Here is a 12,863-nt window from a genome sequence, read left to right on the forward strand (position 1 = left end):
ACAAAATCCCCCTCCGATTGACGGCGTCTTCGCACAGCCGGGCGGCCGTGGGCAACTGCGAAGAGGCCCCCCTATGGACGGCGCGGCGGAGGGCCGTTAACCTCGGGTTTTCCCCATGAGGTCCGACATGCTCAAGCTCTACTACGCAACCGGCACCTGCGCGCTCGCCACCTACATCACCCTGGAGGAGGCCGGTGCCGACTACACGGCCGAACGGCTGAGCTTCAAGGACAACCAGCAGAGCAGCCCGGATTATCTCAAGATCAACCCGAAGGGCCGTGTGCCGGCGCTGGTGACCGATCGCGGCGTCCTCACCGAGACGCCGGCGATGCTGGCCTATCTCGCGCAGACCTTTCCCAAGGCGAAGCTCGCGCCGCTCGACGATCCCTTCGACTTCGCCCAGGTACAGTCGTTCAACTCCTACCTCTGCTCGACCGTGCACATCAATCATGCCCACAAGATGCGCGGCCCGCGCTGGGCGACGCAGGAGAGCTCGTTCGCCGACATGAAGGCGATGGTCCCGAAGACCATGGCCGCCTGCTTCGCCCTGATCGAGCAGAAGATGTTTCGGGGGCCCTGGGTGATGGGCGATCAGTTCACGATCTGCGATCCGTATCTCTACACGCTCTCGACCTGGCTCGAAGGCGACAGCGTCGACATCAACGCAACCCCGAAGATCGCCGACCATTTCAAGCGCATGTCGGATCGTCCCGCCGTGGCAAAGGTGATGGCCGCGCAGAAGGCGTAAGGACAACATGCTCCGCTGTCGTCCCGGGCAAGCGTAAGCGTAGACCCGGGACCCCATACCGCGGAAGCTATCGATTGTGATCGGTAGAAATCCCGAACGACCAGTCTTCGCCAGACCGCATCCTGTGGTTATGGGTCCCGGATCGGCGCGCGCCTGGGGCGCGCTTCCGGGACGACACCGTGTTTGTTGAAGCTGCGTCCTACCCAGCACGCCGTTCTTTCTTCTCCAGCTCCCGCCCCGTCTCCAGCATCAGCCGCCGCAGCCAGATCGAGCCGGGGTCCATCTGCGCGCGGGTCGGGTAGAACATGAACTGCTCGTCGATCCCGGGGTCGAGCGGCGGCGTTACCGCGACGAGGCCGAGCTGTTTCGACAGTGCCGCGATCAGCCGGCGCGGCACGAAGGCGACGAGATCGGTGCGGGCGGCCACGTGCAGCGCTTCGAGATAGCCTGACACGACCAGCGAGATGTGCCGCTCGATGCCCTTGGCCCTGAGCCAGGTGTCGATCAGATCCTCATTGCTGCCTCGGATGATCACGCCGACATGGCGCGCGGCCAGGAACGTCTCGCGCCGCTTCAGCTTCGCGGCCAAGGGGTGGCCGCGCCGCACCGCCAGCGCGTCGCTGTCGACGTAGAGCAACTGGCGGTGAAAGCCCTTGAAGGCGTTGCCGATCGAAATCACGAGGTCGATGGTGCGGGCGAATTCGGCGTGGAAGATCGCCGATCCCCGCCATGGCACGACGTCGATGCGGACGTTGGGCGCGGCCCGCGTCACTTTCTCCATCAGCGGCGGCATCAGCAGCTCGACTGCGAGATCCGGCATCATCAGGCGGAATTGCCGCTCGCTGCGTGCGGCATCGAACTCGTCAGGCACGAACAGCCCGCGCACCTGATCGAGCGCCTGTGCCAGCGGCGCGCGCAGGGCCTGCGCCCGCGGTGTCAGCTCCATTCGCGCGCCGGTGCGCACCAGCAGCGGATCGCCGAGAATGTCGCGCAGGCGCTGCAACGCGTGGCTGGCCGCCGGCTGCGACAGGCCCATGCGAAGCGCGGCGCGGCTCACACTGGCCTCGCGCAGCAGGGCGTCGAGCGCGGTCAGCAGGTTGAGGTCAAGCGAATTCAAATTCATCAGGCGAATAGATATCATATTCTCTATCGATTTGAAGAATTTTGATGCCGCGGCGATCATCTGCGCGTTCCCACCAAACGGAGATGCCGCCATGAACGCGAGCGCCAACAAGAAACTGATGCAGGACATTTTCGCCGCCGCCGCCAATCCCGATCCGGCCGCACGCGATCGCGCCCTGTTCACCGCAAGCCTTGCCGAGGATGCCAAATGGATCGTGACCGGCCAGTATTCCTGGTCGCGCGTCTTCTCTGGCAAGGAGTCGATCCTCAATGATCTGCACGGCTATGTGCGCACCCGCCTGCGCGACCGCACGCGCACGGTCGCGCACCGCTTCATCGCCGACGGCGATGTGGTCGTCGTGGAGGCCAAGGGCGACAACGTCACGCCCGAAGGCGTGCGCTACGACAACGACTATTGCCTGGTGTTTCGTCTCGAGGACGGCAAGATCAAGGAGATCCGCGAGTATTGCGACTCGATCCTGACCGAGCGGGCGCTCGGTCCTTTTCCGCAAGCACCGGCGAGGGCTGCGAGCTGAGTGGATTGCGCGTCACGTCCGCCCGCCGACTTCATCAGGCCGAGCCGGCGATGGTCGTGCGGGCCTGGCGGGCGCTGGTCGAAACGGTCCGTATCAGGCGCGAACGGTCCCGGGCCCGGGATCAACTCGCCGCCATGAGCGAGCGGGAGCTTCTGGACTGCGGGATGACCAGGGCGGAGATCGCGTACGAGCTGCACAAGCCCCGCCGGCGGAAATAAAGGGTCGAGGGTACGGCCCGCGCCTCTCCAGATATTCCAGTGCCGGCGGAACCTTCGGATTCCGCCGGCGTTTCCTTCGCTTCCGGGGCAATCGCGCCCCCGGCATTGCGCGCGTGTGGGAATTTCATGCTGGCTGGGGTTTCGGACGTCTCGACACAGGTGAACCCTGGCTTCCCTGGACTTCGTGAGCGGCTGAGAGATGCGACTGCGGCTGCGCACCGTGAACTCGATGCGCAACTTTCGTCGTTCGATCTCACCGTCTTGGCGGGCTATCGCCGCTTTCTTCAAGCCAGCGCCGGCGCGCTTCTTCCGCTCGAGGCCGCGCTCGTCGCCGCGGGCGTCGCCAGGATATTTCCGGACTGGCCGGAGCGGTCGCGCAGTGCCGCGATCGCGGCTGATCTCGGGCGGCTCGGCAGCGCCGCGCGATCCACCGTATCCGTGCCGCCGCTGACGCCCAGCGGCATGCTCGGTACGATGTACGTGCTGGAGGGCTCTCGGCTCGGGGCCAGGTTCCTGCTGAAAGAGGTCGCAGAGGCCGCCGACCTGCGCATGACGGAGGCCACCAGCTATCTCGGCCATGGTGCAGGCAAGCGCCTGTGGCAGAGTTTCCTGTCGAAGCTTCAAGGCGGAGAGGCCTGCGACGAGGTCGAGGCGATCGCGGCGGCGCGGGTTGCCTTCGCCGCGTTCGGGCGGGCGGCGGAGCGGGCATGAACGAGGCGGTCAATCTCACCAATTGCGATCGCGAGCCGATCCACGTTCCCGGCAGCGTGCAGCCGTTTGGCTTCATGCTCGCTGTGCTCTCGGATTTCACGATCTGCTTGGCCTCGGACAATGTCGGCAGCTTTCTCGGAAGCGACGTCTCCGATCTGCTCCAGCGGCCGTTGACGAGCGCCATCTCCGAAGCGGCTGTCGAGACCATCCGCGGCCGCGTCGACTATTTGAGTGGGCCGGATGCGACCGAGCGCCTGTTCGGCGTCGAACTCCAGGCCGGCAAGCCGCTTTACGATCTCTCGATCCATTTCTCCGGCGTCTACCTCATCGTCGAGGCGGAGCCGAGCGTCCACGAGCCCGGCGTCAATTCCGGCGAGCTCGTCCGCCTGATGCTCGAACGGATCCGCAAGACGCGCGGCATGACCGAGCTCGCGCGGGAGGCGGCGCGTCAGCTCAAGGTGCTGACCGGATTCGATCGGGTCATGGTCTACCAGTTTCACCCGGACGGATCGGGCGAGGTGATCGCCGAGACCGCAGAAGCAGGGCTCGAATCCTTCCTCGGCCTGCGTTATCCTGCATCGGATATCCCAAGGCAGGCGCGCGCCCTCTACCAGCGCAATTGGCTGCGCATCATTGCCGACGTCAACGCCAGGTCGGCTGCCCTGATGTCGACCGCCACGCACAATGCGGGATTGCTCGACCTGTCGATGAGCGTGCTGCGCTCGGTCTCGCCGATCCATATCGAATATCTGCGCAACATGGGGGTCGCCGCCTCGATGTCGGTATCGATCCTGCGCGATGGCAAGCTGTGGGGTCTGTTCGCCTGTCATCATTATTCGCCGCGGTACATTTCGTTCGACAAGCGCACAGCTTCCGAGCTGTTCGGGCAGATGTTCTCCTGGATCGTCGAGGGACGCGAGCGCGAGGGCGATGTCGCCTATGAGGCGCGGGCCCACCAGGTCCAGGAGCGCTTGATCGAGATCGCGGCCTCGCACGACCACAGCCGCCGCGCGATCGTCGACTTTCTCGGCGACTACCGCAAGATGATCGACTGCGACGGCGTCGCGGTCTGGTCCGACAACAAGATCGCGCTCGAGGGAGACACGCCGACCGAAGACGAGGTGAAGGACCTCGTCGCCTTCATCAACCGGACCTCGCCGGGCCGGATCTTCGCCAGCGCCGAGATCGCCAAGGTCTATGCCGCCGGCCAGGCTTTTCGCGACCGCGCGGCGGGTTTTCTCGCCATTCCGATCTCACGGGCCCCGCGCGACTGCCTGATCTTCTTCCGGCGCGAGGTTACGCGGTCGGTGAACTGGGCCGGCGCTCCCGACAAGATCTACGACGAAGGTCCGAACGGGCCGCGCCTGACGCCGCGCAAGAGCTTCGAGCTCTGGCAGGAGACGGTGGCGGGCCAGTCGAAACCGTGGTCGGCAGCGGACATCCGCATCGCCGAGAGTCTGCGCGTCACACTGCTGGAAGTGATCCTGCAATTGTCCGACCTCGCCGCGCGCGAGCGCCGCGGCGCGCAGGAGCGGCAGGAGCTGATGATCGCCGAGCTCAATCACCGCGTCCGCAACATCCTGAGCCTGGTCCGCGCGCTGGTGGCGCAGAGCAAGGACACGGCGATGAGCGTGGAGGAGTTTGCGAGCGTTCTCGGCGGTCGCATCCAGGCCCTGGCCCGCGCCCACGACCAGATCACCAATCTGAACTGGGCGCCGGTGGCGCTGCGGGCCCTCCTCGAATCGGAGGCCGGCGCCTATCTCGGGGCGCGCGCAGACCGGGTGAAGATGGGCGGCCCGGACGTCGCGCTTGATCCCAAGGCGTTCGCCACGCTGGCCCTCGTCGTCCACGAGATGATGACCAATTCCGCCAAATACGGCGCGCTCGCCGATTCCACCGGCAGCGTCGAGGTAGTCTGGCGCCTCGATCCCTCGTCGAGCCTCGTGATCGAATGGAAGGAAAGCGGCGGGCCACCGGTGCAGCCACCGTCGCGGCGCGGCTTCGGCACAACGATCATCGAGCGCTCGGTGCCGTTCGATCTCAAGGGCGATGCCGAAATCCGCTTCGACCTTCTGGGCGTGCAGGCGACGTTCGTCATTCCCCCCAATTTCGTCGAGCTGGTGCCGTCGATAGCAGGAGCCGCCATGCGTCTTGAGGAACAGCAGTCCAGCCGGCCCCGGATCTCCGAGACCGCGCTGATCGTCGAGGACAATCTGATCATCGCAATGGCGGCGGAGGTCATCCTGCTCGATCTCGGCGCGCGTCACGTCGACACCGCCGCGACCGTCGACCAGGCGCTGCGCTCGATCGAGCGGACCCGGCCGAGCTTTGCCCTGCTCGATCTCAACCTCGGCAGCGAGAGCAGCATCAAGGTGGCGCAGAAGCTGAAGGAGATCGGCGTGCCCTTCATCTTCGCAACCGGCTATGGCGAGCGCGCGCCGCTTCCGGTGGATCTGGCCTCGGCGCCGGTGGTTCAGAAGCCGTACACGCTGGAAGTGGTCGAGCACGCGCTCGGCAAATTGCAGCAGGCTGGCGCCCAATAGTCGTTCGCCCTGTGAACGCATGCAGCTCTGCGCATCCCGCTCGGGATTCGTACGCGAACTTTGCATAGCTGCTGACAAAAGCAGCAGTTTTCGCGCCCGCAGATCCAGATCGCGCGAAAAATTTGAAGGTTCAATTAACGAGTGTCCCCCATTGTGTCGCAGTGCAGCGTGGGTCGCAAAGACGCGCGGCTGCCAGGGTGGTCGTGGTGATTTGCCGGAATTGTTCGGCCGCTCGAAGTGAAATGCATCTGGGTGGACAGTGGGAATGCCGAAGTTTCGTTTGCGGATCAGGGGACGCCTGTACGCAGGCTTCATGGCCTTGGTGGTGGTTGGTCTCGTGATGGCGGTGGTTGCCGTCTGGAATTTGCGGGCGGTGCAGGATCAGGTCGCAAGACAATCCGCACTTTCGGACAGCACGGCGCGGGTTTTGGAGATATCGACCCAGCTTCAGGCGATCCAGCGGGCCAATCTGCGTTACGTCTACGACGCCAACGAGCCCGCGATGAAGGAGGCGCAAGAGCGGGAAACCGCTGCGACCGAGCTGTTGCGGGTCGGCGCCAAGGGGACGCTCTCGGAGGATCGACGAGCGCTCTACAACGGCCTCATCGACGACATTGCCAAGATGCGACGCCTGCGTGACAATCTCGGCGACGCCGTCAACGAGGCGAGAACGGGCAAGGCGACGTTGCTGCCGAGCGGCGAGGAGCTCGCCGTCAAGATGGGCAAGCTGGTCGATGCGGCGCGCGCCGCCGTCGACGAAGACACCGCGGCCCTCGTCGCCGACCTCGAATCCAGGATCCTCCTTGTTCGGGTCGCAAACTGGCGTTTCCTGGCGCTGCGCGACGCGCAGGGACCCGCGAATTTCAGGGCGAGCGTAGACAGGGCGGCGCAGCGGCTCGCGGCGATCGAAAAGAGCCCGCAGGCGGCGGAATTGCGATCCACGCTCGCGCCGGTGAAGACCTCGCTCGGAATCTACAAATCGGCGTTCGAGACGACATCCGCCGCGATGCTTCAGGCCGACGAGATCTACCACAAGAGCCTCGCGCCCCTCATCGTCGACAGCGTCGGCAGGCTCAAGGCCGCGGAAGCGACCCTGAAGAAGGACTATCAGGAATCGCGTACGACCGCCGAAGCCGTGATCGCGGGTACGACGACCATTCAGGAGATCGCCGGTGGCCTCGCCGTCCTGTTCGGCTGCATCGTCGCCTTCCTGATCGCCCGCGGCATCGTCGGTCCCCTGGCCTCGATGACGCGCGCGATGGGGCTGATCGCCGGCGGCAATCTCGAGGTCGAGATTCCCGGCCGCGGCAAGGCCGACGAGATCGGCGACATGGCCAAGGCGATCCAGGTGTTCAAGGACAATATGGTCGAGACCGAGCGCCTGCGCGCCGAGCAGACCGAGGTCGAGGCGCGGCAGGCGGAAAACCGCAAGAAAGACATGGTCAGGCTCGCCGATCAGTTCGAGCAGGCGGTCGGCGAGATCGTCAACACCGTGTCGTCGGCATCGAACGAGCTCGAAGCCTCCGCCGGCACCTTGACCACGACCGCCTCGCGGGCCCAGGACCTGTCGACGGAGGTCGCCAGCGCCTCGCAGGAGGCCTCGGCCAATGTGCAGGCGGTTGCCTCGGCGACCGAGGAGCTGTCCTCCTCGGTGTCGGAGATCGCCCGCCAGGTGCAGGAATCCGCCCGTATCGCGGTCGAGGCCGTCGGTCAGGCGAGCAGGACCAACGACCGCGTCGGCGCGCTCTCCAAGGCCGCCGCGCGGATCGGCGACGTGGTCGAGCTGATCAGCACCATCGCCGGCCAGACCAACCTCCTGGCGCTGAACGCCACCATCGAGGCGGCGCGCGCGGGTGAAGCCGGCCGCGGCTTTGCCGTGGTCGCCTCCGAGGTCAAGGCGCTCGCCGAGCAGACGGCGAAGGCCACCGGCGAGATTGCCCAGCAGGTTTCCGGCATCCAGGCCGCGACGGAGGAATCGGTCGGCTCGATCAGGGAGATCAGCGGCACCATCGAGCGGCTGTCGGAGATTTCATCGACGGTCGCGGCCGCCGTGGAGCAGCAGGGCGCGGCGACGCAGGAGATTTCCCGCAACGTCCAGCAGGCGGCCCATGGCACGCAGAGGGTGTCGTCCAACATCGGCGACGTGCAGCGTGGCGCCTCCGAAACCGGATCGGCCTCATCGCAGGTGCTGTCGGCGGCACGCTCGCTGTCGGCCGACAGCAACCGCCTCAAGCTCGAAGTGGCCAAGTTCCTGAACTCGGTCCACGCCGCCTGAATCTCGAACGTAAAAGGCCACGCGCATGCGCGTGGCCTCGAGAACGGCGCGGCGCGATCAGGCGACCTTGGTCGCCATGTGCTTGAACATGTTGGCGCGTGCCTCGTCGTCCATCTCGGCCTTGAAGCTGAACTTGTCCTTCAGCGCGATCGCGCGTGCCGCCGCGGGGCGGGCCGAGATCTCGTCGACCAGCCGCTTCACGTTCGGGTAGCGCGCGAAGGCGTCGTCGCCGAGCTTGAACGGCAGCATCCGTGCCCAGCCCCACAACGCCATGTCGACGATGGAATAGCTGTCGCCAACCATGTAGCTGCGCCCTTTGAGGTGACCGTCGAGAATCCTGTAGTGGCGATCTGTCTCGTACTGGTAGCGGTTATGGGCGTAATCGTGGTTCTGGTCCTTTGGCGCAAAATGCTTGAAGTGCACGGCCTGCCCCGAATACGGCCCGACGCCGGTTGCGATGAACATCAGCCATGACAGCGTCTCGCCGCGCACGCTCGCGGCGGGCAGGAACTTGCCGGTCTTCTCGGCGAGATAGAGCAGGATGGCGTTGCTGTCGAACACGATGGTGCCGCCATCATCGATCGCCGGCACCTTGGCATTCGGATTGATCTTGAGGAATTCCGCCGTGAACTGCTCGCCCTTGCGGGTGTCGATCTTCACCGGCTCGAAGGGCAGGCCGGACTCCTCCAGATAAAGCGCGACCTTGGTCGGGTTCGGCGATCCGTTGAAATAGAATTTGAGCATCGATCTCCCCAGTGTTTTTGCAAGGCGCGGACGCAGCGTCATTGCCGTGCGGCCTGTCTTGCCCGAACCCGTTGCGGGAGGGCAACCGGCGAGTTTGCCGGGCGGTATCTGCGCGCCACGCAGATCAGGCGGCGTAACAAAGGCCGATTGCCGCCGTAATGACCATCGCGGCGCCGACCGCTTCCAGCCGCAGCCCGAGCCGCGTGGCCAGATGCATGTCGGAGGCCCGCGCCGCGCGCTCCGATCCGCGCGCGTAGCCGTGAACGATGACGTCGTGATTGAAATTGTCGTGCGCCTCATTGCTGCTGGCGAGCCCGACAGAGATCACGAGCACGCCGAACAGCGCGAGGCCGAAGAATCCGAGCAGGGCGATCAGGAACATCGGAAACATGCCGAGCAGGAAGATCGGCAGCAGCGGCACCAGCAGCAAAGTCTCGGACTGTCGTCGCATGGGGCCCACCGGTCAGGACGGGGCTGATCGGGCGAATCTAGTCCTGGCGGGGGCGGCTTTCAACCACCACTGCTGTCATTCCGGGGCGCGCCTCTTGCGCGAGCCCGGAATCCATTGGGCCGCATGTGCTGTGGTTGGATGGATTCCGGGTTCTCGCTTCGGGAGCCCCGGAATGACGGCGGAGAGGATCACTCCGCCGCCATGCCGGCGCGGATTTCGGCGCGCAGCTCGTCGATCAGCTTGAGGCCCTTCTTGGTCTCGACGTGCCAGAAGGTCCAGCCGTTGCAGGCTTGGGCGCCTTGCGCCACCGCGCCGATACGATGGATCGAGCCGACCTTGTCGCCGAACATGATGGCGCCGTCGGCACGGACCAGCGCGCCGAGCTTCTTCTTGGCGTCGAACAGCTTCGTGCCGGGCATGATCATGCCGCGCTCGATCAGTTCGGAGAAGGCGACCCGCGGCGCTTCGCGCGCGGTCATGAACGGGGCAAGGCTTGCCTCCGGCAGCGGCTCGACCGCGGCGATGCGGGCTTCCGCAGCCTTGGCATAGGTCTTGTCGCGCTCGAAGCCGATATAGGAGCGGCCGAGGCGTTTTGCGACCGCGCCGGTGGTGCCGGTGCCGTTGAAGGGGTCGATCACGAGATCGCCGGGCTTCGACGAGGACAGCAGCACGCGCGCGAGCAGGCCTTCCGGCTTCTGCGTCGGATGCACTTTCTTGCCGTCGGCGCCCTTGAGGCGCTCCTCGCCGGTGCAGAGCGGGATCAGCCAGTCGGAACGTGCCTGCACGTCCTCGTTCGCGGCCTTCAGCGCCTCGTAATTGAACGTGTAGCCCTTGGCCTTCTCGTCGCGCGCGGCCCAGATCATGGTCTCGTGCGCGTTGGTGAAGCGGCGGCCGCGGAAATTCGGCATCGGGTTCGACTTGCGCCAGACGATGTCGTTCAGGAGCCAGAAGCCGAGGTCCTGCATGATCGCGCCGACGCGGAAGATGTTGTGATAGGAGCCGATCACCCAGATCGTCGCCGACGGCTTCATCGCGCGGCGGGCGGCAAGCAGCCAGGCGCGGGTGAAATCGTCATAGGCGGAGAACGAATCGAACTTGTCCCAGTCGTCGTCGACGGCGTCGACATGGGATTCGTCGGGGCGCTTGAGATCGCCCTTGAGCTGGAGATTGTAGGGCGGATCGGCGAACACGAGGTCGACCGAACCAGCCTGAAGCTTCGACATCTCGGCGACGCAATCACCGAGGATGATGCTGTGCGAAGCGGACTCGAAATTTGTGCGGGGCGCCCTTGCAGACGCCCCGCGACGCGACACTACCATGACTCAAGAACTCTGACTCAGGCGACGCTGTCGGCGACGCGGGACCAAACAACCGACTGACCGTTACAATGAAGCGGCAAAGTAAAAATCGACTTAACCCGCCGCTTTCGTGGGCAGGCCTCGCATCGCTCCCCGCGTCCGATTCATCGCGCGCATTCGCCGTGTTTTGCAGTGGATTTCGCGTTTCGTCGCGTTGCGGGAGCGATCATGGCTCCAAAAAGGCGTCAAATTTCTCTCGGAAAAAATTGCTCGACCCTCGGAAAAAATTGCTGGCATCGGCATGCTGTCGCACTAGGCAATAATTGCCGAGCGGGATATTGATAAAAGCAACGGAAATTTTACGTGTGTGGCGCGTTGAGCTTTCGCGCTTCCGCGCCCAAATGATGCCAATCGAGGACTGAGGGAAACCTGCCATGCGCTACGATGATTTCCGCCGCAGCGACGACATCGAGGATCGTCGCGATGATGGTGGAGGCGGCGGTGGCGGAGGCGGGTTCGGCCTGCCGATGGGCGGCGGCGGGCTCGGCATCGGCACCATCATCGTGCTCGGCCTCGTCGGCTACGCCTTCGGCATCGATCCGCGCATCCTGATCGGCGGCGCCGAGATCCTCACCGGCGGCGGCCAGGCGCCGAGCTACCAGACCGATCGCCAGTCGTCTTCGACCGCCAAGCGCGGCGCCCCGACCGACGAGATGGGCAGCATGATCTCCGGCATTCTCGGCGAGATCGACGACCGCTGGAGCGAGATCTTCCAGGCCTCGGGCCAGTCCTACACCGGGCCGAAGGTCGTGCTGTTCCGCAACGTCACCAATGGCGGCCGCTGCGGCCGGGCAGAGTCGGCGATGGGGCCGTTCTATTGTCCGCCGGATCGTACCATCTTCCTCGACACCTCGTTCTTCCGCGAGGTCGAGACGCGCTTCCGCGGCTGCTCCGGCAAGTCCGCCTGTAACTTCACCACCGCCTACATCATCGCGCACGAAGCTGGCCATCACATCCAGAACCTGCTCGGCATCATTCCGCGCGTGACGCGGCTGCAGCAGCAGGCGGGCTCGAAGGCGGAGGCCAACGCGCTCCAGGTGAAGGTGGAATTGCAGGCCGATTGCCTGTCCGGCGTCTGGGTCAATCGCGAGTCGAAGAAGCGTCCGAACTTCCTGGAAGCCGGCGACATCGACGCCGCGCTGACCACGGCGAGCGCGATCGGCGACGATACGCTGCAGCGCCAGGCCACGGGACGCGTCGTGCCTGACTCCTTCACCCACGGCTCGGCCGCGCAACGCAAGCAATGGTTCATGACCGGCTACCAGCAGGGCTCGGTCCAGGCCTGCAACACGTTCGGCGGCGGGCAGTAGTTGCAACAAGCGTCCGTGCCCGGACGCAGCGTGAAATATGATGCGCCATTGCCCATCTGGGAATCCGGGAGTAGTGGCGTCATCCTGAAGTCTCGCCTCTTGGCGAGCCCTTGAGGATGGCGAGCCCGCGGCCCATCCTTCGAGGCTCGTCCCGCGGTGCGCTTGCACCGCAGGCCGAGCGCCTCAGGATAACGGCGGTGGTCGGGGAAACGGGAGTAAGGTCATGGCCTCCATTGACGAAGCAAAACAGTTCATCCCGCTCGACATCGCGGTGCTCACCGTGTCCGACACCCGTGCGCTCGCGGATGACAAGTCCGGCCAGACGCTTGCCGACCGCCTAGCCGCGGCCGGCCATCGTCTCGCCGCGCGCGAGATCGTCACCGACGATGTCGAGGCGATCCGCGCCGTCGTTCGCCGCTGGATCGCAGATAGCGGCATCGACGTCGTCATCACGACTGGCGGCACCGGCTTCACTGGACGCGACGTCACGCCGGAGGCGATCGAGCCCTTGTTCGAGAAGCGCATGGACGGTTTTTCCATCGCCTTCCACATGCTGAGCCACGCCAAGATCGGGACCTCGACGATCCAGAGCCGCGCCACCGCCGGCGTCGCGGGCGCGACCTACATCTTCTGCCTGCCCGGCTCCCCCGGCGCCTGCCGCGACGGCTGGGACGGCATCCTGGCCGCTCAGCTCGACTACCGCACGCGCCCCTGCAATTTCGTCGAGATCATGCCGCGGCTGGACGAGCATCTGCGAAGGCCGAAGGCGAAAGGCGCGACGGCGTGATTGCGGATAGCTCTCGGCGTCTCCCCGCATCATCAGTCTGGTAGCAACCATTAAAGCACG

General features: G+C 65.2%; 12 protein-coding genes. 8 read left to right on the plus strand and 4 right to left on the minus strand.

Translation table 11 applies throughout. From position 1 onward, the window contains the following. Nucleotides 1–127 precede the first annotated feature (127 nt). Nucleotides 128–748: a glutathione S-transferase family protein gene (locus AABA86_RS26340; protein ID WP_212249376.1), complete on the plus strand. Its 621-nt coding sequence runs from the start codon at nt 128–130 to the stop codon at nt 746–748. A gap of 199 nt (nt 749–947) precedes the next feature. On the opposite strand, the gene AABA86_RS26345 is transcribed toward AABA86_RS26340, so the two are convergent. Then, nucleotides 948–1,871 (minus strand): LysR family transcriptional regulator, encoded by a 924-nt coding sequence (locus AABA86_RS26345; RefSeq protein WP_212249377.1) that lies wholly within the window; start codon nt 1,869–1,871, stop codon nt 948–950. A gap of 91 nt (nt 1,872–1,962) precedes the next feature. On the opposite strand from AABA86_RS26345, the gene AABA86_RS26350 reads away from it, so the two are divergent. The 5 genes from AABA86_RS26350 (at nt 1,963) to AABA86_RS26370 (ending at nt 8,153) form a co-directional block, all read left to right on the plus strand. Next, entirely contained in the window at nt 1,963–2,406 is a 444-nt protein-coding gene (locus AABA86_RS26350) for a nuclear transport factor 2 family protein (RefSeq protein WP_212249300.1), read from the plus strand. 50 nt (nt 2,407–2,456) lie between these two features. Beyond that, the gene (locus AABA86_RS26355) at nt 2,457–2,624 is read left to right on the plus strand and encodes a DUF1127 domain-containing protein (RefSeq protein WP_080670146.1); all 168 of its coding nucleotides are present in this window, start codon (nt 2,457–2,459) and stop codon (nt 2,622–2,624) included. 126 nt (nt 2,625–2,750) lie between these two features. Then, nucleotides 2,751–3,335: a biliverdin-producing heme oxygenase gene (locus AABA86_RS26360; protein WP_338308932.1), complete on the plus strand. Its 585-nt coding sequence runs from the start codon at nt 2,751–2,753 to the stop codon at nt 3,333–3,335. Continuing rightward, on the plus strand, nt 3,332–5,878 hold the full coding sequence (locus AABA86_RS26365) for an HWE histidine kinase domain-containing protein (RefSeq protein ID WP_338308933.1): 2,547 nt from the start codon (nt 3,332–3,334) through the stop codon (nt 5,876–5,878). Before AABA86_RS26360 ends, AABA86_RS26365 begins: the two co-directional genes overlap by 4 nt. Nucleotides 5,879–6,143: 265 nt before the next feature. After that, nucleotides 6,144–8,153 (plus strand): methyl-accepting chemotaxis protein, encoded by a 2,010-nt coding sequence (locus AABA86_RS26370; RefSeq protein WP_212249303.1) that lies wholly within the window; start codon nt 6,144–6,146, stop codon nt 8,151–8,153. A 57-nt stretch (nt 8,154–8,210) separates the two neighbouring features. Here AABA86_RS26370 and AABA86_RS26375 read toward each other — a convergent pair whose 3' ends face one another. The 3 genes from AABA86_RS26375 to AABA86_RS26385 form a co-directional block, all read right to left on the minus strand. Further along, entirely contained in the window at nt 8,211–8,897 is a 687-nt protein-coding gene (locus AABA86_RS26375; protein WP_338308934.1) for a glutathione S-transferase family protein, read from the minus strand. A gap of 124 nt (nt 8,898–9,021) precedes the next feature. Further along, nucleotides 9,022–9,348 carry a hypothetical protein gene (locus AABA86_RS26380; RefSeq protein WP_338308935.1) on the minus strand — a complete coding sequence of 109 codons (327 nt, stop codon included), beginning with the start codon at nt 9,346–9,348 and terminating at the stop codon, nt 9,022–9,024. 188 nt (nt 9,349–9,536) lie between these two features. After that, nucleotides 9,537–10,667, minus strand: coding sequence for a site-specific DNA-methyltransferase (locus tag AABA86_RS26385; protein WP_283814261.1), 1,131 nt, complete (start codon nt 10,665–10,667; stop codon nt 9,537–9,539). A gap of 413 nt (nt 10,668–11,080) precedes the next feature. Here AABA86_RS26385 and ypfJ point away from each other — a divergent pair, with 413 nt between their 5' ends. Together ypfJ and moaB are read left to right on the plus strand one after the other, a co-directional pair. Further along, complete coding sequence (ypfJ, locus tag AABA86_RS26390) at nt 11,081–12,016, plus strand: KPN_02809 family neutral zinc metallopeptidase (RefSeq protein WP_338308936.1); 936 nt, start codon at nt 11,081–11,083, stop codon at nt 12,014–12,016. 223 nt (nt 12,017–12,239) lie between these two features. Further along, entirely contained in the window at nt 12,240–12,803 is a 564-nt protein-coding gene (gene moaB / locus AABA86_RS26395; RefSeq protein WP_212249307.1) for a molybdenum cofactor biosynthesis protein B, read from the plus strand. Nucleotides 12,804–12,863: the final 60 nt, after the last annotated feature.

The organism is Bradyrhizobium sp. TM233, from assembly GCF_036247965.1.
Classification (GTDB): Bacteria; Pseudomonadota; Alphaproteobacteria; order Rhizobiales; family Xanthobacteraceae; genus Bradyrhizobium; species Bradyrhizobium ottawaense.